Raw genomic sequence first — 18,937 nt, 5'->3', positions numbered from 1 at the left:
TTCAACCTCTGGCGATGTCGCGCATCGCGGCACGGCTGCCGCGATCGAGCTCGCGCAGCAGCTTGTACACGTCGCGCTTGCGCGAATGAAACGCGGCCATGTCGGGCGCGGTCGGCTCGCTCTTGCGCCCCAGCGCCGACATCTTGGCCATGGTCTCGCCGATCGAGGCATAGGCGCCGCCGGCCACCGCCCCGAGCATCGCGGCGCCCAGCAGCACCGGCTCCCTGGTCTGCGGCAGCGCCACGGTGAGGCCCGTGGTGTCGGCCATGATCTGACGCACCAGCGGGCTGCGGCTGGCGCCGCCGCCCATGATCATGATGCTGGAACGGACGCCATGCGCGGCAAAGGCCTCGATCACCTCGGCAAGCCCATAGGCGAGACCGCAGAGGCCGGCGACGAACAGCCGCTCCATCGAAGCGACGTCGGTGTCGAGATCGAGGCCGGCGATCACCGCGCGCGTATCAGGGTCAGCGTAAGGCGAACGATTGCCGATGAACTCGGGCAGCACGTGGACGTCGCGGGCGAGCAGCGCGGCGCGGCTGGCATCGCCGGCACGTGCGATGATGCGGCGCTCGAGGAATTCGATGAGGTCGAGGCCATCGCTCCGCGCCGCCGCACTCGCCTCGGCAAAGCCCGGATGCGATTTGAGGAGATGGTCGATCGCCGCGCCTGCGGCCGACTGCCCACCCTCGTTGAGCCAGAAATCCGGCACCATGCCGGAATAATAGGGACCCCAGACGCCCGGCACGAAGCAGGGCTCCGTGGTCGTCGCCATGATGCAGGCCGACGTTCCCATGATGTAGGCGAGGCGGTCGCTGACATCGCTCGTCCCGCCAGCCCCATCGCGGCCGCCGATCGCGCCGATGCCGCCGGCATGGGCGTCGATCAACGAGGCACCGACCGGCGTGCCCGGCGACAGGCCGAGCTCGGCCGCGGCCGGGCCGGTGAGACCTGCGCCGAGCCGCGTGCCCGGCGCGACGATCTCGGTGCCGATGCGGGCGTATTTCTCGTTGACGAAGTCGGACAGCCCGATGCGCTTGAAGAATGGCGCGCTCCAGCCGCCGCCGTCATGGGCGAGATAATTCCATTTGCAGGTGACGGTGCAGGTCGAGCGCTGCAGCGCGCCGGTTGCGCGCCAGGTCAGGTAGTCTGCCAGATCGAAGAAATGGCCTGCGGCGTCGAAGCTCGCGCGCAGATGCCGCTTCAGCCACAACAGCTTCGGCATCTCCATCTCGGGCGAGATCGAGCCGCCGACATAGCGCAGCACCGCATCCTCGGTCTCGTTGATCAGCCGCGCTTCGGCCGTGGCGCGATGGTCCATCCAGACGATGACGTTGCGCTGCGCCTCGCCCGAGGCGCTGACGGTGAGCGGCTCGCCCTGGAGGTCGAGCACCACGAGCGAACAGGTCGCGTCGAAGCCGATGCCGCCGACGCTGTCGGGCGCGATGGCAGCTTCCGCCATCGCAGCCCGCACGGATGTCACGCAGGCCTCCCAGATGTCCTGGGATGACTGCTCGACGATATCGCCGGCCTCGTGCCAGATCCTGATCGGGTGCCGGGCCGTCGCCAGCAGCGTGCCGGCCTCGTCAAACACCCCTGCCCGCGTGCTGGTGGTCCCCACGTCGACGCCGATATACGCTCGCGGCATTGTCGCTCCCGGTCGCTCTCGTCAGTTTTGACGGTAAGCCTACCAGCAAGTGTAGCCGCCATCCACCAGCACGATGCTGCCGGTCATCAGGCTCGCGGCTTCCGAACTGAGGAACAGCACGACGGAGGCAATCTCCTCGACCTGCCCCATCCGCGCCATCGGGGTTCCGCCGATCCAGGCGTCGTACATTTTCGGGTTGCTCTTCACGAAGGCGTTGAGCGGCGTCTCGATATAGGTCGGCGCCACCGCGTTGACGCGGATGCCGCGCGCGCCCCATTCCGCGGCGAGCGACTTGGTCAGATGGTGCACGCCGGCCTTGGATGCATTGTAGAAGCACTGCTCCTGCGGCTTGTTGACGATGAAGCCGGACATCGAGCCGACATTGACGATGGCGCCGCTTTGCGCCTTCAGCATGTGCTTGCCGAACTCGCGGCAGCACCAGAAGGTGCCGTTGAGGTTGACGTCGATGACGTTGAGCCAGTGCTCGTCGGTCACGGTCTCCGCCGGCGTCTCGCTGCGGGCGATGCCGGCATTGTTGACGAGGATGTCGACCTTGCCGTGGCGGGCGACGAGGTCATTGGCGACCTCGGCGACGCGCTTGGTGTCGGTCACGTCCATGACCGCGGTCTCCACGTCGAACCCTTTGGCCTTCAGGCCGGCCTTGGCGCTGTCGGCGACCTTGCTGTCGCGGTCGCCGATCACGACCCTGGCGCCGGCCTCGGCCAGCGCCTCGGCGCAGGCGAGCCCAATGCCCTGCCCGCCGCCGGTGATGAACGCGGTCTTGCCGTTCAGCTTGAATTTTTCCAGGTACATGTTGGTTTTTCCGTCTCTTGCCGTCTCTTGCCGTTTCTTGTCAGCCGCGAAGAGCGTTGCCGCTCTCGTCGAAGCGGTGGATGCGCGCGGGGTCCGGCACCAGCGACACGTGATCGCCGGCATGCAGGCTCAATTCGCCGATGTAGCGCGCGGTCAGCATGCCAAGCGGGCCCGCATCGACATAAAGGAACGTGTCGCTGCCGAGATGCTCGGCGACCGCGATCGTCCCCTGCCAGCCGCCCGTCCCGTCGCGCTCGATCTTGAGATGCTCCGGCCGCACGCCGATGGTGGCCGCGCCCTGCTGCCTGGCGAGCTCGCCGGTGACGAAGTTCATCTTGGGCGAGCCGATGAAGCCGGCGACGAACAGATTGGCGGGCTTCTCGTAAAGCTGCAGCGGCGAGCCATATTGCTCGATCTTGCCGCCGTTGAGCACGACGATCTTGTCGGCCATGGTCATGGCCTCGACCTGGTCATGCGTGACGTAGATCGCGGTGGTGCCGAGCTGCTTCTGAAGCCGCGTCACCTCGATGCGCATCTGCACACGGAGCGCGGCATCCAGGTTCGACAGCGGCTCGTCGAACAGGAACGCCTTGGGCTCGCGGACGATGGCGCGGCCGATCGCGACGCGCTGGCGCTGGCCGCCGGAAAGCTCGCGCGGCTTGCGGTCGAGATAGGGCGTGAGATTGAGCGTCGCGGCGGCCGCCTCGACCTTGCGGTTGATCTCGTCCTTGGGCAGGCCCGCCATCTTCAGGCCGAAGCCGATATTGCCGCGCACGCTCATATGCGGATAGAGCGCGTAGGACTGGAACACCATGGACAGTCCGCGCTTGGCAGGCGGCGTGTCGACGACGTTCTTGCCGTCGATCAGGATCTTGCCGCCGGAGACATCCTCGAGGCCGGCGATCAGCCGCAGCAGCGTGGTCTTGCCGCAGCCGGAGGGACCGACGAACACCACGAAGGAGCCGTCGGCAATGTCGAGATCGGCGCCCTTGATGATGTGCACGGGGCCGAAGGACTTCTGCACGTCCTGAAGTGTGATCTGACCCATGATCCGGCAGCCCTTCTACTTCACCGCGCCGAAGGTGAGCCCGCGCACGAGCTGCTTCTGGCTGAACCAACCGAGGACGAGAATGGGCGCGATCGCCAGCGTCGAGGCTGCCGACAGCTTTGCCCAGAACAGCCCTTCGGGACTTGAATATGAGGCGATGAACACCGTGAGCGGCGCGGCGTTCGAGGTCGACAAATTGAGCGTCCAGAACGCCTCGTTCCAGGCCAGGATCAAATTGAGCAGCATGGTCGAGGCCAGGCCGGGGATCGCCATCGGCGTCAGCACGTAGACCAGCTCGCGGCCGATGGTGGCGCCGTCCATGCGCGCGGCTTCGAGAATGTCGCGCGGGATCTCCTTGAAATAGGTGAACAGCATCCAGATCACGATCGGCAGATTGCCGAGGCAGAGGATGAAGACGAGGCCGATGCGGGAATCGAGCAGGCCGAAACCTTTGTAGATCAGGTAGATCGGCACCAGCACGCCGACCGGCGGCATCATCTTGGTCGAGAGCATCCAGAGCAGGATGTCCTTGGTGCGCTTGGTCGGCGAGAACGCCATCGACCAGGCCGCGGGAATGGCGATCAAGAGCGCGATCAAGGTCGAGCCGCCGGCGATGATGATCGAGTTCATGGCGTGGTGCAGATAGTCGCTGCGCTCCTGCACGGTCGCGTAGTTTTCCGTGGTCCAGTGGAAGAACAGGAAGGACGGCGGAATGGCGAAGGCCTCGAGCTCGGTCTTGAAGCTCGCCAGCACCATCCAGAGGATCGGGAAGAAGATCAAAAAGCCCGCCAGCCAGGCTCCGATCGTCGAGACCACCACCTTTTGCGTCGTTGCCATCCGCGCCATGGTTCTACGCCTCCAGATTGCGGCCGACGATGCGGACGAGGAAGAACGCAACGATGTTGGCGATCACGACGGCAACCAGGCCGCCGGCCGAGGCGCTGCCGACGTCGAACTGGATCAGCGCCTGCGAATAGATCAGGAAGGCGATGTTGGTGGTCTGCAGGCCCGGCCCGCCGCCGGTGGTGACGAAGATCTCGGCGAACACCGTGAGCAGGAAGATGGTTTCGATCAGGATCACCACGGTGATGGGACGCGCCAGATGCGGCAGCGTGATGTAGATGAAGGCCGAGACCGCGCTCGCGCCATCCATCTCGGCCGCCTCCTTCTGCTCCTCGTCGAGCGATTGCAGCGCGGTCAGCAGGATCAGCGTCGCAAACGGCAGCCACTGCCAGGCGACGATCAGGATCACCGCGAACAGCGGCACATCGTTGAACCAGTCGATCGGCGTCAATCCGAACAGCTTGGCGAGCCAGGCGAACAGGCCGGAGACCGGATGCATCAACAGGTTCTTCCAGACCAGCGCGCTCACCGTCGGCATCACGAAGAACGGGGCGATCACCATCAGCCGCACGATGTTGCGGCCGATCACGGGCTGGTCCATCAGCAACGCCAGGGGAATGCCGAGCAGAATGGTCATTGCCAGCACCGAGCCGACCAGCACCAGCGTGTTCTGGAGCGAGGCGAGGAAGGCGGGATCGGTGAGGAAGTAGCGGAAGTTCTCCAGCCCGACGAATTCTTCCGAACCGGGATCGAGCAGGCTGTAATGCAGGGTCGAGAAATAGAGCGTCAGCGCGAGCGGGACGATCATCCAGATGAACAGCAACCCGACGGCCGGGCTCAGAAGCGACCGCGCAAGAAATTGCGTCTGCCGGGTTGCCATCGCTCTTCTCCGCTGGAAGAAGAAGGCGGCCATCCATCCGGGGCTGGGCCGGTGGATGGCCGCCAGTTTGAGCTCAGGAGGGAGAGCTCGGGTTCACTTGATGTAGCCGGCGCGCTTCATCTCGCGCTCGGTCGACGATTGCGCCGCGGTGAGTGCGGCATCGACCGTCATGGAGCCCGCAAGCGCGGCCGAGAACTGCTGGCCGACCTGCGTACCGATGCCCTGGAATTCGGGGATCGCGGCGTACTGCACGCCGACATAGGGCACAGGCTTCACCGTCGGCTTGTTCGGATCGGCGGCGTCGATCGAGGCCAGCGTCAGCTTCGCGAACGGCGCGACCTTCAGATATTCAGGGTTCTGGTAGAGCGAGGTCCGCGTGCCCGGCGGCACATTGGCCCAGCCGTCCTTCGCGGCCACAATTTTTGTGTAGTCCTTGCTGGTCGCCCAGGCGATGAACTTCTCGGCGACGTCCGACTTCTTCGAGCCGGCGGGAATCGCGAGACTCCAGGCCCACAGCCAGTTGGCGTTCTTGCCGAGCCCGGTGTTGGGCGCAAGCGCAAAGCCGACCTTGTCGGCGACCTGGGACTCCTTCGGATTGGTGACGAAGGACGCCGCCACCGTCGCGTCGATCCACATCGCGCATTTGCCGGCGTTGAACAGCGCGAGGTTCTCATTGAAGCCGTTCGAGCTCGCGCCGGGAGGGCCGGCTTCCTTCATGAGATTGACGTAGGTCGTGAGCGTCGTCTTCCATTCCGGCGTGTTGAACTGCGGCTCCCACTTCTCGTCGAACCAGCGCGCGCCGTAGGAATTTGCCATCGCCGACAGGAACGCCATGTTCTCGCCCCACCCGGCCTTGCCGCGGAGACAGATGCCGTAGGTGCCGGCGCTCTTGTCCGTGAGCTTCTTGGCGGCGTCGATCACGAAATCCCAGGTCGGCTTTTCCGGCATCTTCAGGCCGGCCTTGTCGAACAAATCGGTGCGGTACATCACCATCGAGCTCTCGCCGTAGAAGGGCGCGGCGTAGAGCTTGCCGTCGACGGAGACCGCATCCTTGATCTTCGGCAGCAGGTCGGCGACGTCGTAGTCGGCGCCGAGATTGGCGAGCGGCACCAGCCAGCCCTTCTTGGCCCAGATCGGCACCTCATAGGTGCCGATGGTGAGCACGTCGAACTGGCCGCCCTTGGTGGCGATGTCGGTGGTGACGCGCTGGCGCAGCACGTTCTCCTCCAGCGTCACCCATTTGACGGTGATGTCTGGATTCTTCTTGGTGAATTCGCCGGTCAACCCCTGCATGCGGATCATGTCGCCGTTGTTCACGGTGGCGATCGTCAGGGTGGTTTCGGCCATCGCGGGGACAGCCAGCAGCACAGACGCGCCGCAGACGGCGCCGAGGACGTATTTCACGGTGACCTCCCTCAAATTCGCGTTTTGAGCATATGCTCACGCGTTGAGCGTATGTTCACATCACGGGCGGAGGATTGTCAAGCAGGCGCGCACGCGTTTTGGCAACTTATGAGTGCTGCGATGCGGGAGGGAGTGGCGCCACTCAGCAGAAGACCGTCATGCCCGGGCTTGTCCCGGGCATCCACGTTCTTTGTGCGCGCGGAAGACGTGGATGGCCGGGTCAAGCCCGGCCATGACGATGTGGAAGCACTCGGGCCCCAAGCGATGGCGCCTCAAGAGGCGAGCGGCCTACCGCTCCAAAATCGCCCTTGCGGTCGCCTCGTCCGTGATCAGGCCGTTGATCAGGCCCCCGCTCAACGCCGCCGCGATCGCCGGGACCTTGGCGGCGCCGACCGCGGCGCCGATGGTCGTGGTCTTGGCCGGCACTTCCGGCGGAATGCTGGTGAGGCGCTTGTTGGTGCCGGCCTTGAGCAGGCGGCCCTTGGCGTCATAGGCCCAGCCGGTGATCTCGCCGATCGCCCCCAGGCGCATCATCTCGAACAATTCGTCGCGGGTGACGAAGCCGTCGACATGGACCTGCGCCTTCTGGTCCATCTGGCCGATGCCGACGAGGCGCAAATCGGCCTTGGCCGCGACCGCCTTCACCTTCGCGATCGGCTCGATGCGCACCATCTTGTTGCGCTCGTCCTCCGACGACATCAGGAACGGCAGCGGCATCGGGTAGTGCCGCGCGCCGGTGCGGTCGGCGAGCCGGCCGACGGTGTCGTAGAAGCTCGCCGAACCGTCGGCGGAGATGTTGCCGACCAGCGAGACGATCTGGTGATTGGGCCGGTCGATCGGCGTGACGCGCTCGACCGCGGCGCGCACCGCCCGCCCCGTGCCGAGCGCAACGATGACGGGAGTCTCCGAGCGCAGCGTGGAATCGAGCAGGTTGGCGCAGCGCTCGGCAATGCCAGCGGTCGCCTGCGGCGCGGCGGGATCTTCCGGCACCACCTCGCAATGGACGAGATCGAACCGCTGCTTCAGGCGCGCCGCCAATTCCATGCAGGCGGCGATGGGATGTTCGAGCCGGAAGGTGATGAGACGCTCGGCAAGGCAGAGCGAGACCAGCCGCTGCGCCGAGGCGCGCGAGACCTGGAGCATCTTTGCGATCTCGTCCTGGGTATGGCCGGCAATGAAATAGAGCCAGCCGGCCCGCGCGGCGGCGTCGAGTCTCGATTTGTCGTTCTCGGCGGCCATGGCTGAAATCACGCCTCCCAGAAATCGCTCATGCGCGCGAAGACCCGATCGGCCCCGGCGGCGGACAATATAGCGCGGCCGTCGCGGGCGCGATAATGGCTGCCGCCGACAAATCCCCAGACGGTCATGCCGGCCGCCTTGCCCGCCTGCACGCCGCTGACGCTGTCCTCGATCACCAGCGTGCGCGCGGGCTCCGCGCCCATCTGCGCCGCCGCGTGGAGAAAAAGATCCGGCGCCGGCTTGCCGTGCCTGACCATCTGCGCAGTGTAGAGCCGCGCGCCGAAATGCGCCCGAAGACCGGTGACATCGAGCGAGAGCGAGACACGGTCGATGTCGCTGGACGAGGCCACGCAGAACGGCGTGGTGAGTTTGGAGATCACCGCCCCGACCCCGGGGATCGGCTCGAGCGAGGCGGCAAACGTCTCCAGCACGCGCGACTTCAGGCGCGGCAGAAAGCCATCAGGCACGACCTGCCCGAGATCACGGTAATGCTGCTCGATCGCCTTGGTGCTGCGCCCGAGAAACAGCTCGAGCGCCTGCTCTTCGCTGAGCGCGAGGCCGAACTCGGCCAGCACCTCGGACAGGCACCGGCAGCTCAATAGCTCGCTGTCGACGAGCACGCCGTCGCAATCGAAGATGATGAGATCGGGTGCAGGCCGGCCCTGGTCCATCCGGCCATTCGATCATATACTCAACGAGTGGGCAATAGCTCACCTGGGCAGGGAGTCTGAGGCAGGGTAACCGCACATGACGCGAGAGCGTGGAACATGGAAGCCTCCACGTCGTCATGGCCGGGCTTGTCCCGGCCATCCACGGCGTTCTTCGACGGCGCCGAAGAACGTGGATGCCCGGGCCTTCGCCTCGCCGAAGCGGCTTCGGCCGCGCAGGCGGGACAAGCCCGGGCATGACGGCCCCCTTATGCGGTTGTGCTTGCGTCGCCGGGCTTTGCTCCATCAATGCGCCACCTGCCGGTAGATCGCGGGCAGCGCCGCGGGCAAGCGCTTGATGTTGCCGACGATCGCATAGCCGCTGCGCCCGAACAGCGTCGGGAAGTAGGATTGCGCCGTCGCGTCGACCGTCACGCCGAAGACCGCGATGCCGAGCCGGCGCGCTTCCTGCACGGATTTGCGGGTGTCTTCGACCGCAAAGCGCCCCTCATAGTGATCGACGTCGTTCGGCTTGCCGTCGGTGAGGACGAGCAGCAGCTTCTTGCGCTGCGGCTGGCGCGCAAGCTCGGCCGAGGCGTGGCGCACCGCCGCGCCGATCCGCGTGTAGTAACCGGGCTTGAGCGCGCCGATGCGGCGTTCCACTGCGCCGCTCATCGGCTCGCCGAACGCCTTGATCGTTTCGAGCCGCACCCAGCACCGCCGGCGCGAGGTGAAGGTCAGGATGCTGTGGTGGTCGCCGCAGGCCGACAGCCCATGCGCGAGCACGAGCAACGCTTCCTTCTCGACGTCGAGCACCCGATAGCCGTCAACCCACGCGTCCGTCGAAAGCGAGACGTCAACGAGCAGCGCGACAGCAAGATCGTGGCCTTGCGGCCGCATCGCCATGTGGACGCGATCGAGACCCCCGCCGCCGCTGCCGGCGCGAAGGTCGCACCGCGCGCGCACGAGTGCGTCGAGATCGAGGTCGTGTCCGTCGGCCTGGGCGCGCATCAATTCGTGGCGCGGCCGCAAGATCTCGAAGCGCCGGCGCACCTGGCGGACGTGCCGGCGCATGGTCTCGTCAGGCGTCCAGCTCTCGCCGATCTCGGAGGCTGCGCCGGCGAGCACGCGGCAATGATCGGGCAGATAGGAGCTGCTGCGATAATCCCATTCGGGATAGGTCAAATCCGCATTCAGGCGCGAGGCGTCGAGCGCTTCCGGCGGCAGGTCGAGATCGAATTTGAAACGGCTCGCCGGCTTGCCGCTGCGGCGGCTGAGCGTGATCTCCTCGAGATCGTCGGCCGCCTTCTGCGCGTCTTCGTCCTCGCTGTCGTCGGCCGGACGATCGACATTGACCATCTCGGCCATCGCAAGGATCTTTTCGAAGCGGTTGAGCACGAAGGGATCGCGGCGACTGGCGCCATCCTCCCGCTCGCGGACGGCGAAACGCTTGCGATCGTCCTGGGCTGCGGGCTCCGCGCCATCAGCGCACTCGTCCTCGCCTGCATGCGCGGGCGACAGCTCGCGCGTCCAGCAATCGCCCCAGAACGGGCACGGCAGGATCGAACGATAGCCCGGCGGCGCCTTGTCCGGCAGCGGCTCCGTTCCCATCATCGCCGGCCACAATTTGCCCGCGGGCGCAGGTCCCGCTCCGAGCAGGGCGAGAACGATCTGTTCGACCTCGTGCTCGATGCGCGGCAAGGGACGCTGCGGCCGGGCCGCGGCGGTGGCCGCGGCAAGCTGCGCGTAATCGGCAACGAGCCCGGGAAACTGCGTGAGCACAAAGACCGCCGTCTCGGCGGCGCGGCGCAGCACCAACAGATCGCGCCCGAGAGGATCGGCCTCGACGATCGTCTCGATCGGTGCGACCGCGAACCATGCCGCGAGCCAGCGATAGAGAGATGCGTTCAGCTCACGGTCGGGAAAGATCGCGATGCGATCGGGCAGGAAGATGGTTGCGGCGTCGCGGCCCGGCTGCTCGAGACGCTCGTCGCCGAGGCCGATGCGTTGCCGCCAGCCGAGCCGGTGCCCGGACTTGCGGGCGCCGGCGCTTGCGATCTGCACGCCGGCCTCGCCGCCGAGCGCACGGAACATCACCGCGATCCGGCCCCTCACCTCCGCCAGCGACACCGCGTGCTCGGCGTGAACCGGATAGCTCGCGGTGCTGCCGACCATCCGGTGCCAGGCACGGCCGACCGTTTCCTCCAGTTCGAGGAAGTCGAGCATGGGACCGGCCTCACCCGATCACGGCGCGTGCGACGTCGAGCAGCGCGGCTTTGACGTCGGCGTCGTCGGTCAAGGGCTCGATCATGCCGGCCAGCACGGCATCGGCAATCGACGCTCCCGCGGCAATCAGGGTGGCGCAATAGACGACGAGGCGGGTCGAGACGCCCTCCTCCAGATCGTGACCCTTGAGTGCGCGCAGCCGGCCGGCAAGCAGCACCAGCGGCCGCACGCGATCCGGCGGCAGTCCGCTCTCGGCGGACACCACCGCGATCTCCTGCTCGGGCGGCAGGAAACCGAACTCGATGGCGACGAAGCGCTGCCGCGTCGAGGGCTTCAGCGCCTTGAGCAGCGTCTGGTAGCCGGGATTGTAGGACACGACGAGCATGAAGCTCTTCGGTGCCGCGAGCTCCTCGCCGGTACGCTCCAGCGGCAGGATGCGGCGATCGTCGGTGAGCGGATGCAGCACCACGGTGACGTCCTTGCGGGCTTCCACCACCTCGTCGAGATAGCAGATGCCGCCCTCGCGCACCGCGCGCGTCAGCGGGCCGTCGGTCCATACGGTGTCGCCGCCCCTCAGGAGATAGCGGCCGGTGAGATCGGCTGCGGTGAGATCGTCGTGGCAGGCGACGGTGTGGAGCGGCAATCCGAGCCGCGCCGCCATATGCGCGACGAAGCGCGTCTTGCCGCAGCCGGTCGGTCCCTTCAGCAGGACCGGGAGCTGATGCCGCCAGGCGTGCTCGAACAGCGCACATTCGTTGCCGGTTGCGACATAGGCCGGCAGCGCGGGCGCGGGCGCCGCCACGGCGAGAAGTGCTGCTTTCATGGTCATTCTCCGCAATTCACATTGAGAAGGCGGCCGCGGCTTGCGCGGCCGCCGTCACGCTCATTCGGCCGGCTGCAGCGCGCCGGGGATGACCGGCTGCCTGGCGCGGCCGGGCACCAGCACGGCCCAGACGAACATCAGCGCGGAGATCGCGACGAACACGCCGGAGCCGAGCCGGACCCAGTAGAACATCGCGAGCTGGTCCTGCACGTCCATGTAGCCCTGGCCGAGCACGCGCTGGAGATGGACCTGGACCACGCCGGCGAAGGTCAGGGCGAAGGTCATCACCATCATCGCCGTGCACATGATCCAGAAGCTCGCCATGCTGAGCCACTGGTTGTAGGGCGCGCGTCCCCTGATCTGCGGGATCGCATAGGCCATCACCGACAGGTTCAGCATCACATAGGCACCGAAAAAGGCGAGATGGCCGTGCGCGGCGGTGACCTGGGTGCCGTGGGTGTAGTAGTTCACCGAGGACAATGTGTGCAGGAAGCCCCAGACGCCGGCGCCAAGGAACGCCATCACCGAGCAGCCGACCGACCACAGCAGCGCGGCGCGGTTCGGATGCTTGCGGCCGGCCTTCCAGGTCATCTGCACCGTGAAGATTACCATGGTGAAGAACGGCGCGACCTCGAGCGTGGAGAACAGCGAGCCGATCCACTGCCAGTAGCCGGGCGCGCCGATCCAGTAGAAGTGATGGCCGGTACCGAGGATGCCCGAGAACAGCGCAAGGCCGATGATGACGTAGAGCCACTTCTCCACGACCTCGCGGTCGATGCCGTTGAGCTTGATCATCAGATAGGCGAGCACGGAGGCCATGATCAGCTCCCAGACGCCCTCGACCCAGAGGTGGACGACATACCACCAGTACATCTTGTCGACGGCGAGGTTCGCCGGGTTGTAGAACGCGAACAGGAAGAAGATCGCAACGCCCCACAGGCCGAACAGAAGGATGTTGGTCACCGTGGTCTTGCGGCCCTTCAGCGCCGTCATGGTCACGTTGAACAGGAACATCAGGCAGACTACGACGATGCCGACCTTGATGATGAAGGGCTGCTCGAGGAACTCGCGGCCCTCGTGGTAGTGGAAGAGATAGCCGACGACGGCGACGCCGGCCGCGCCGAAAAACATCCAGAACTGGATCTTGGCCAGCAGCGGGCTGTACAGCTCGGTCTCGGTCTCTTCCGGGAGCAGGAAGTAGGTCGCGCCCATGAAGCCGATCAGCGACCATACGATCAGCGCGTTGGTGTGGATCATCCTGACGATGTTGAACGGCAGGAGGGTCGACAGGGTGTTGGGCAGGACGTAGATGGTTCCGGCGAGCAGGCCGAACAAGACCTGGGCCAGGAACAACGTCAGCGCGCCGTAGAAATACAGCATCGCGACTTTCTGGGTCTGATATTTCATCTCGGGTTCTCTCTGTCTTGAAAGAGGCAAGGACTTGAAAGAGGCAGGCGCTTTAGCCGGCTTTGTTCGGCGGCCACTCCTGGCGCTTGATCGTGCTGGTCCATTGCAGGAAGTCGGCGAGATCGTTGAGCTCCTGGTCGGTCAGGTTGAACTGCGGCATCTGCCGCCGGCCGGGCGCGCCCGAGGGCTGCGACTGCATCCAGGCCTTCAGCGTCTCGCGCGCGGCGGCGGGATCCTCGTTGCCGCCCCAGCGATCCCAGATATTGCCGACCTCAGGGGCGAAATAGGCGCCCTCGCCCAGCAGCGTGTGGCAGTTGATGCAGGAGTTCTTCTCCCAAACATGCTTGCCGCGGGCGACCGACGAGGTCAGCGTCGTCGCGTCGGTCGAGGTCGTGGCCATGTAGTAGTGGCTGTGCGCCGTCAGCCCTATGAAGATGGCGAAGAAAAAAGCCGAGCCGCCGTAGAAGACGTTTCGAGCGGCCGACTTGGTCAGGCGTTCAGCCATTGCCAATCCTTTCCGGTTGATTCCTGTCGAGGTGCGATGCTGCGATTTATTGCCGCTTCGAGCGGCCGGTTCTTTGTCAGGGCGCAATGAGCGCGTCAGATCAGGGCGACGATGGCCGACACGGACCAGGCAAACACCAGGACGATGACGACCCAGGCGCTCACGAGGCCGCGCCAGAGCGCCGGCGCAGCGCGAAGATCGAGGAAATCGAGCACGATCCGGCGCCCCTTGAGCGCGGCGAAGGTCAGCAGCAGGGCGTTGCCGAGCAGCGGACGCATCACAAGGGATGGAACCAGAACGGTCGCGAGCGCGAGGCCGATCAGCACGATCCATGTGAGGTCGAGACGGCCTGGAAGCATCAGCGCACCAGATACAGAATCGGAAACATGACGATCCACAGCAGGTCGACCATGTGCCAGAAGGCGGCTCCCGTCTCGACGCCGATCACCTCCGCCCTCCGGGAAACTACGGCCAGGATCACGATGCCGAGGCCGACATGCAGGAGATGAAAGCCGGTGAGAAGGAAGTACAGCGTGAAGAACGGGCTGGTCTCCAGACCGTTTCCCTGGGCGATCTCGCCGGCATATTCGAACAGCTTGATCGCGATGAAGGCGCCGCCAAGGGTCATGGCACCGAACAGCCAGCCGCGCGCCGCCCGCTTGCGTCGTGCCCGTGCGGCAGCGGTCCCGCGGGCTGCGGCCCAGCCGCTGGTCACCAGGACAATCGTGTTGAGCCCGGCGAGATGCGCATCGAGCGTGGCCTGTCCGGCCGCGAACATGGCGGGATGAATGGCGCGGGCGACGATGAAGGCGCCGAGGAACAGGCCGAACGCGGCAAGCTCGCTGAAGATCAGCACCCAGATCATGGGATCGCCGGGGAGATCCTCGAGGATGCCCCAGCCGGTTCCCTGTTGTTCGCAATCGGTCGCCGACATCTGCTTTCCGGATCAGGACACCGGACAGACTTAGCCCGCCTGCCCCGAGCCGAGTTTGTCGCCAGACAAACTGATGGATTGCGCGGGCTTGTTTGCGCCGACGCAACGTCCGCTCGCCCGGATCGCGGTAGGAACCGCCTCAGGATGTCAGGGAGCGGCGAGCAACGATATGAGCGATGCACAAATCGGGCTGATGACCGCGACCCCCATCATCATCGCGTTTGCCATCGCGCTCAGGCGCATGGGCGTGCTGTCGACGGTGGCGACCGTCTCGGCGGTGAGCCTCTCCGTCGCGATCGCGACGGTGCTGTTCACGACGCAGTAATCCGTCGGGGATGACGTCTCGTGCCCCGGACGCAATGCAGCGCGCCGCCCTTGCGGCGTGGTGCGTTGCAGAGCCGGGGCCCATGACTGCAAGCTGGGTCCCGGCTCGGCATCGCGGCATGATATGCCGCGATGCGTCCAGGACACGAGAAGCTGCTACCGCCGCTGATTATACACGTCGATGCACACGGCCCCCAGCAGCACCAGGCCCTTGATGACCTGCTGATAGTCGATGCCGATGCCGAGGATGGACATGCCGTTGTTCATCACGCCCATGATCATGGCGCCGACCACGGCACCGCCGACGCGCCCCACTCCGCCATAGGCCGAGGCGCCGCCGATGAAGCATGCGGCGATGACGTCGAGTTCGAAGCCCAGACCTGCCTTCGGCGTCGCGGTGTTGAGACGCGCGGCGAAGACGAGGCCGGCAAGGGCTGCGAGCACGCCCATGTTGACGAAGGTGAAGAAGGTCAATCGCTCGGTCTTGATGCCCGACAGGCCTGCAGCCTTGGCGTTGCCGCCGACCGCGTAGATATGACGCCCGATCACGGTGCGACGGGTGACGAAGCCATAAAGCGCGATCAGTACGCTCATGATCACCAGCACGTTGGGCAGGCCCCGATAGATTGCGATCAGATAGGTGAAGTAGAGCACCGCACAGGCCAGCACGATGCTCTTGCCCAGAAAGAACGCGTAAGGCTCGAGCTCGATTCCATGCGACTGTTCGCGCGCGCGGCTCTTGGCGCTGGCATAGACCAGCCCCAGCGCCAGCACGGCGCCGATCAGCATCGAGGTCGGATGCAGCGTGCCGGCTTCGGGCAGCAGTTCGGGGATGAAGCCCGACGACAATTTCTGGAAGGTCGGCGGGAACGGACCGAGCGACTGGCCCTGCAACACCGCGAGCGCAAGCCCCTTGAACACGAGCATGCCGGCCAGCGTGACGATGAAGGACGGGATCTTGAAATAGGCGACCCAATAGCCCTGCGCCGCGCCGATGGCCGCCCCGACCACGAGGCAGGCGATGAAGGCGAGCGTGTAGTCGACCTTGTATGTCACCATCAGCAAAGCGGCGACCGCGCCGACGAAGCCCGCGACCGAGCCGACCGAGAGGTCGATATGGCCGGTGACGATGACGAGCAGCATGCCGAGCGCCATGATGACGATGTAGCTGTTCTGGAGCACCAGATTGGTGAGGTTGAGCGGCTGGAGCAGCGTGCCGCCGGTCATGACCTGGAAGAACAGCATGATCGCGATCAGCGACATCAGCATGCCGTAATTGCGCAAATTGTTCTTGATGAAGCTGCCGTGCCGGCGCTCCTCGGGCAGCGAAACCGTCTTGTCGGTCATGGCTGCGATCCTCCCATCTCCGCGGCCTCAGGCACGCCGTTTCCATTGCTTCGTTCGTTGCGCATGATGGCGCGCATGATTTTTTCCTGTGTCGCCTCGGCGCCCGGGAACTCCCCGACGAAGGCGCCGTCGTTCATGACGCAGATGCGGTCGCAGATGCCGAGCAGCTCGGGCATCTCCGAGGAGATCACCACGACGCCGCGGCCGGCTTCCGCAAGCTCGTTGATGATACAGTAAATCTCGTATTTGGCACCGACATCGATGCCCCGCGTCGGCTCGTCCAGGATCAAGACCTTGGGATCGGTCATCAGCCATTTCGACAGCACCACCTTCTGCTGGTTGCCGCCGGAGAGCTGGCCGGTCTCCTGGTAGACGTCGGAGCAGCGGATGCGCATCCGGTTCCGATAGTCGCTGGCGACCTTCAGCTCGGCGATATCGTCGATCACCCGCCCCGGCGCGACCTGATCGAGGCTGGCGAGCGTGATGTTCTTGCGGACGTCGTCGGCCAGGATCAGCCCGAGCTGCTTGCGGTCCTCGGTGACATAGGCAAGGCCGGCGTCGATCGCGGCCGCGACGTTCGGCAGCGCGATCTCATGGCCTTCGAGCTGGATGCGGCCGCTGATATTGGTGCCCCAGGAACGGCCGAACAGGCTCATGGCGAACTCGGTGCGGCCGGCGCCCATCAGCCCGGCGATGCCGACGACCTCGCCGCGCTTCACGCCGAAATCGACGTTCTTGATCACCTGCCGCTCGGGATGGATGGGGTGATAGACCGACCAGTTCTCGACGGCGAGGACAGGCTCGCCGATCTTCGCGCTGCGCTCAGGGAAACGATGGGCGAGGTCGCGGTTGACCATGCTGCGGATGATGCGGTCTTCCTGGATCGGCTCGGCACGGCAGTCGATGCTGTCGACGGTGCGGCCGTCGCGCAGCACGGTGATGTGGTCGGCGACCTTGGCGACCTCGTTGAGCTTGTGCGAGATCAGGATCGAGCCGATGCCCTGCTCGCGGAACATTATCAGGCGTTCGAGCAGCGCGGCGCTGTCGGCTTCGTTCAGGCTCGCGGTCGGCTCGTCCAGGATCAGCATCCGCACCCGCTTGGACAGCGCCTTCGCGATCTCGACCAGTTGCTGCTTGCCGACGCCGAGATCGGTGATCAGCGTATCCGGCGATTCCCTCAAGCCGACCTGCGCCAGCAGCTCGCGGGTGCGCCGGTACACCTCGTCGCGATCGATCACCCCCAACTTTGAGGGCGGATGCGACAGGAAGATGTTTTCCGCGATCGACATCAGCGGGATCAGCGCGAGTTCCTGATGAATGATGATGATGCCGAGCGCCTCGGAATCGTTGATGTCGCGGAAGCGGCGTTCCTCACCCTCGAAGATGATGGTGCCCTCGTAGCTGCCGTGCGGATAGACGCCGCTCAGCACTTTCATCAGCGTGGACTTGCCGGCGCCGTTCTCGCCGACGAGCGCGTGGATCTGCCCGGCGTGAACCGAGAAGTTGACGTCGCGCAGCGCCTGAACGCCGGCAAAGCTCTTGCTGACGTTGCGCATCTCCAGCATGGCGGTCATCGGATCATTCTCCCGGACTTTTCCACGTCGTCATGGCCGGGCTTGTCCCGGCCATCCACGTGCCACCGCTTGCGAGGAAGGACGTGGATGCCCGGGACAAGCCCGGGCATGACGAGTACGTGGACATACGTTTCATCCCCCATAGAGAGCTCCCTCTCCCCGCAAGCGGGGAGAGAGAGAAGACGGAGTCTTACTGGAACTGCGCCTTCTTGTAGTAACCGCTGTCCACCAGGACCTTCTCCCAATTGTCCTTGTAGACCACGACCGGCTTGAGCAGATAGGACGGCACGGTCTTGGCGCCGTTCTCGTAGGTCTTGGTGTCGTTGACCGTGACCTGCTTGCCGGCGAGTGCGGCGTCGACCATGTCGGCGGTCACCTTGGCGAGGTCGCGGGTGTCCTTGAAGATGGTCGAATACTGATCGCCGCGCAGCATCGCCTTGATCGAGGGCACCTCGGCGTCCTGGCCGCTGATGATCGGCATCTTCTGGTCGGCACTGCCATAGCCCACGCCCTTCAGCGAGGAGATGATGCCGATCGACAGGCCGTCATAGGGCGACAGCACGGCGTTGACCTTCTTGTTGCCGTAGTAGGCGCTGAGCAGGTTGTCCATGCGGGCCTGCGCGGTGGCGCCGTCCCAGCGCAAGGTCGCGACCTTGTCCATCCCCATCTGGCCGGACACGACGACGAGCTTGCCGCTGTCGATATACGGCTTCAGCACGCTCATCGCGCCGTTGTAGAAGAAGTAGGCGTTGTTGTCGTCCGGCGAGCCGCCGAACAGCTCGATGTTGAAGGGGCCCTTGCCGTCCTTGAGGCCGAGGCCCTGCACGAGCGACTCCGCCTGGAGCACGCCGACCTGGAAATTGTCGAAGGTCGCATAATAATCGACGTTCGGCGTGCCGCGGATCAGGCGGTCATAGGCAATCACCGTGATGCCCTTGGCCTTGGCCTGCTTGAGCACGTCGGACAGCGTGGTGCCGTCGATCGCGGCGATCACCAGCGCCTTCGCACCCTTGGTCACCATGTTCTCGACCTGCGAGAGCTGGTTCGGGATGTCGTCCTCGGCGTATTGCAGGTCGGTGTTGTAGCCACGCTCCTTCAGCACCTTGACCATGTTGTTGCCGTCGTCGATCCAGCGCGCCGACGATTTGGTCGGCATGGCGATGCCGACGGTCGCCTTGTCCTGCGCGGAGGCGGGAACGCCTGCGGCCATCGTCGCAGCACCGGCCAGCGCCAGCGCGAGGAACGTCGTCTTCAGTTTCAGCATGCTTCACTCCC

18 protein-coding genes are annotated in these 18,937 nt (G+C 65.3%); 1 reads left to right on the top strand and 17 read right to left on the bottom strand.

Translation table 11 applies throughout. The annotated features are described in order from the left end of the window. Nucleotide 1 precedes the first annotated feature (1 nt). The 14 genes from XI09_RS40945 to XI09_RS40880 all read right to left on the bottom strand — a co-directional run bounded on the left by XI09_RS40945 (nucleotide 2) and on the right by XI09_RS40880 (nucleotide 14,417). Complete coding sequence (locus tag XI09_RS40945) at nucleotides 2-1,648, bottom strand: FGGY-family carbohydrate kinase (protein WP_271571982.1); 1,647 nt, start codon at nucleotides 1,646-1,648, stop codon at nucleotides 2-4. 39 nt (nucleotides 1,649-1,687) lie between these two features. Then, the gene (locus XI09_RS40940) at nucleotides 1,688-2,461 is read right to left on the bottom strand and encodes an SDR family NAD(P)-dependent oxidoreductase (protein WP_271571981.1); all 774 of its coding nucleotides are present in this window, start codon (nucleotides 2,459-2,461) and stop codon (nucleotides 1,688-1,690) included. Between the two features lie 40 nt (nucleotides 2,462-2,501). Then, nucleotides 2,502-3,509 carry an ABC transporter ATP-binding protein gene (locus tag XI09_RS40935; RefSeq protein WP_271571980.1) on the bottom strand — a complete coding sequence of 336 codons (1,008 nt, stop codon included), beginning with the start codon at nucleotides 3,507-3,509 and terminating at the stop codon, nucleotides 2,502-2,504. A gap of 15 nt (nucleotides 3,510-3,524) precedes the next feature. Continuing rightward, the gene (locus XI09_RS40930; protein WP_271571979.1) at nucleotides 3,525-4,355 is read right to left on the bottom strand and encodes a carbohydrate ABC transporter permease; all 831 of its coding nucleotides are present in this window, start codon (nucleotides 4,353-4,355) and stop codon (nucleotides 3,525-3,527) included. Nucleotides 4,356-4,359: 4 nt separating this feature from the next. Next, complete coding sequence (locus tag XI09_RS40925) at nucleotides 4,360-5,232, bottom strand: carbohydrate ABC transporter permease (RefSeq protein WP_271571978.1); 873 nt, start codon at nucleotides 5,230-5,232, stop codon at nucleotides 4,360-4,362. Between the two features lie 93 nt (nucleotides 5,233-5,325). Beyond that, nucleotides 5,326-6,579, bottom strand: a complete 1,254-nt coding sequence (locus XI09_RS40920; RefSeq protein WP_442869659.1) for an ABC transporter substrate-binding protein — start codon at nucleotides 6,577-6,579, stop codon at nucleotides 5,326-5,328. A 345-nt stretch (nucleotides 6,580-6,924) separates the two neighbouring features. Beyond that, the gene (locus XI09_RS40915; protein ID WP_271571976.1) at nucleotides 6,925-7,875 is read right to left on the bottom strand and encodes a sugar-binding transcriptional regulator; all 951 of its coding nucleotides are present in this window, start codon (nucleotides 7,873-7,875) and stop codon (nucleotides 6,925-6,927) included. An 8-nt stretch (nucleotides 7,876-7,883) separates the two neighbouring features. After that, the gene (locus XI09_RS40910) at nucleotides 7,884-8,546 is read right to left on the bottom strand and encodes an HAD family hydrolase (RefSeq protein ID WP_271571975.1); all 663 of its coding nucleotides are present in this window, start codon (nucleotides 8,544-8,546) and stop codon (nucleotides 7,884-7,886) included. A gap of 282 nt (nucleotides 8,547-8,828) precedes the next feature. Next, on the bottom strand, nucleotides 8,829-10,748 hold the full coding sequence (locus tag XI09_RS40905) for a nitric oxide reductase activation protein NorD (RefSeq protein ID WP_271571974.1): 1,920 nt from the start codon (nucleotides 10,746-10,748) through the stop codon (nucleotides 8,829-8,831). A gap of 10 nt (nucleotides 10,749-10,758) precedes the next feature. After that, entirely contained in the window at nucleotides 10,759-11,571 is an 813-nt protein-coding gene (locus XI09_RS40900; RefSeq protein ID WP_271571973.1) for a CbbQ/NirQ/NorQ/GpvN family protein, read from the bottom strand. Between the two features lie 60 nt (nucleotides 11,572-11,631). Beyond that, nucleotides 11,632-12,978: a cbb3-type cytochrome c oxidase subunit I gene (locus XI09_RS40895; protein ID WP_271571972.1), complete on the bottom strand. Its 1,347-nt coding sequence runs from the start codon at nucleotides 12,976-12,978 to the stop codon at nucleotides 11,632-11,634. Nucleotides 12,979-13,030: 52 nt separating this feature from the next. Then, nucleotides 13,031-13,483, bottom strand: a complete 453-nt coding sequence (locus XI09_RS40890) for a c-type cytochrome (protein ID WP_271571971.1) — start codon at nucleotides 13,481-13,483, stop codon at nucleotides 13,031-13,033. 95 nt (nucleotides 13,484-13,578) lie between these two features. Beyond that, a complete protein-coding gene (locus XI09_RS40885) occupies nucleotides 13,579-13,842 on the bottom strand; it encodes a cytochrome C oxidase subunit IV family protein (protein ID WP_271571970.1) in 264 nt (87 codons plus the stop codon). Beyond that, on the bottom strand, nucleotides 13,842-14,417 hold the full coding sequence (locus tag XI09_RS40880; RefSeq protein ID WP_271571969.1) for a cytochrome c oxidase subunit 3 family protein: 576 nt from the start codon (nucleotides 14,415-14,417) through the stop codon (nucleotides 13,842-13,844). Before XI09_RS40880 ends, XI09_RS40885 begins: the two co-directional genes overlap by 1 nt. Before the next feature lie 169 nt (nucleotides 14,418-14,586). Between XI09_RS40880 and XI09_RS40875 the strand changes: the two genes are divergently transcribed. Then, complete coding sequence (locus XI09_RS40875; protein ID WP_085965373.1) at nucleotides 14,587-14,742, top strand: hypothetical protein; 156 nt, start codon at nucleotides 14,587-14,589, stop codon at nucleotides 14,740-14,742. 155 nt (nucleotides 14,743-14,897) lie between these two features. Here XI09_RS40875 and mmsB read toward each other — a convergent pair whose 3' ends face one another. The 3 genes from mmsB to chvE all read right to left on the bottom strand — a co-directional run bounded on the left by mmsB (nucleotide 14,898) and on the right by chvE (nucleotide 18,926). Next, complete coding sequence (gene mmsB / locus XI09_RS40870) at nucleotides 14,898-16,088, bottom strand: multiple monosaccharide ABC transporter permease (protein ID WP_271571968.1); 1,191 nt, start codon at nucleotides 16,086-16,088, stop codon at nucleotides 14,898-14,900. Further along, nucleotides 16,085-17,662 (bottom strand): multiple monosaccharide ABC transporter ATP-binding protein, encoded by a 1,578-nt coding sequence (gene mmsA / locus XI09_RS40865; RefSeq protein ID WP_271571967.1) that lies wholly within the window; start codon nucleotides 17,660-17,662, stop codon nucleotides 16,085-16,087. The genes mmsB and mmsA overlap by 4 nt, the downstream gene beginning before the upstream one ends. A 190-nt stretch (nucleotides 17,663-17,852) precedes the next feature. After that, the gene (gene chvE, locus XI09_RS40860) at nucleotides 17,853-18,926 is read right to left on the bottom strand and encodes a multiple monosaccharide ABC transporter substrate-binding protein (RefSeq protein ID WP_271571966.1); all 1,074 of its coding nucleotides are present in this window, start codon (nucleotides 18,924-18,926) and stop codon (nucleotides 17,853-17,855) included. Nucleotides 18,927-18,937: the final 11 nt, after the last annotated feature.

The sequence above is a fragment of the Bradyrhizobium sp. CCBAU 11386 genome, from assembly GCF_028128955.1.
GTDB lineage: Bacteria > Pseudomonadota > Alphaproteobacteria > Rhizobiales > Xanthobacteraceae > Bradyrhizobium.
The sequence above is the reverse complement of the archived record's forward strand: the minus strand, read 5'-3'. Positions and strand labels throughout refer to the sequence as shown.

Excerpts from the sequence above, each read along its gene's own strand:
- XI09_RS40945 (WP_271571982.1), bottom strand. The coding sequence starts at position 1,648 with ATGCCGCGAGCGTATATCGGCGTCGACGTGGGGACCACCAGCACGCGG.
- XI09_RS40940 (WP_271571981.1), bottom strand. The coding sequence starts at position 2,461 with ATGTACCTGGAAAAATTCAAGCTGAACGGCAAGACCGCGTTCATCACC.
- XI09_RS40935 (WP_271571980.1), bottom strand. The coding sequence starts at position 3,509 with ATGGGTCAGATCACACTTCAGGACGTGCAGAAGTCCTTCGGCCCCGTG.
- XI09_RS40930 (WP_271571979.1), bottom strand. The coding sequence starts at position 4,355 with ATGGCGCGGATGGCAACGACGCAAAAGGTGGTGGTCTCGACGATCGGA.
- XI09_RS40925 (WP_271571978.1), bottom strand. The coding sequence starts at position 5,232 with ATGGCAACCCGGCAGACGCAATTTCTTGCGCGGTCGCTTCTGAGCCCG.
- XI09_RS40920 (WP_442869659.1), bottom strand. The coding sequence starts at position 6,579 with ATGGCCGAAACCACCCTGACGATCGCCACCGTGAACAACGGCGACATG.
- XI09_RS40915 (WP_271571976.1), bottom strand. The coding sequence starts at position 7,875 with ATGGCCGCCGAGAACGACAAATCGAGACTCGACGCCGCCGCGCGGGCC.
- XI09_RS40910 (WP_271571975.1), bottom strand. The coding sequence starts at position 8,546 with ATGGACCAGGGCCGGCCTGCACCCGATCTCATCATCTTCGATTGCGAC.
- XI09_RS40905 (WP_271571974.1), bottom strand. The coding sequence starts at position 10,748 with ATGCTCGACTTCCTCGAACTGGAGGAAACGGTCGGCCGTGCCTGGCAC.
- XI09_RS40900 (WP_271571973.1), bottom strand. The coding sequence starts at position 11,571 with ATGAAAGCAGCACTTCTCGCCGTGGCGGCGCCCGCGCCCGCGCTGCCG.
- XI09_RS40895 (WP_271571972.1), bottom strand. The coding sequence starts at position 12,978 with ATGAAATATCAGACCCAGAAAGTCGCGATGCTGTATTTCTACGGCGCG.
- XI09_RS40890 (WP_271571971.1), bottom strand. The coding sequence starts at position 13,483 with ATGGCTGAACGCCTGACCAAGTCGGCCGCTCGAAACGTCTTCTACGGC.
- XI09_RS40885 (WP_271571970.1), bottom strand. The coding sequence starts at position 13,842 with ATGCTTCCAGGCCGTCTCGACCTCACATGGATCGTGCTGATCGGCCTC.
- XI09_RS40880 (WP_271571969.1), bottom strand. The coding sequence starts at position 14,417 with ATGTCGGCGACCGATTGCGAACAACAGGGAACCGGCTGGGGCATCCTC.
- XI09_RS40875 (WP_085965373.1), top strand. The coding sequence starts at position 14,587 with ATGAGCGATGCACAAATCGGGCTGATGACCGCGACCCCCATCATCATC.
- mmsB (WP_271571968.1), bottom strand. The coding sequence starts at position 16,088 with ATGACCGACAAGACGGTTTCGCTGCCCGAGGAGCGCCGGCACGGCAGC.
- mmsA (WP_271571967.1), bottom strand. The coding sequence starts at position 17,662 with ATGACCGCCATGCTGGAGATGCGCAACGTCAGCAAGAGCTTTGCCGGC.
- chvE (WP_271571966.1), bottom strand. The coding sequence starts at position 18,926 with ATGCTGAAACTGAAGACGACGTTCCTCGCGCTGGCGCTGGCCGGTGCT.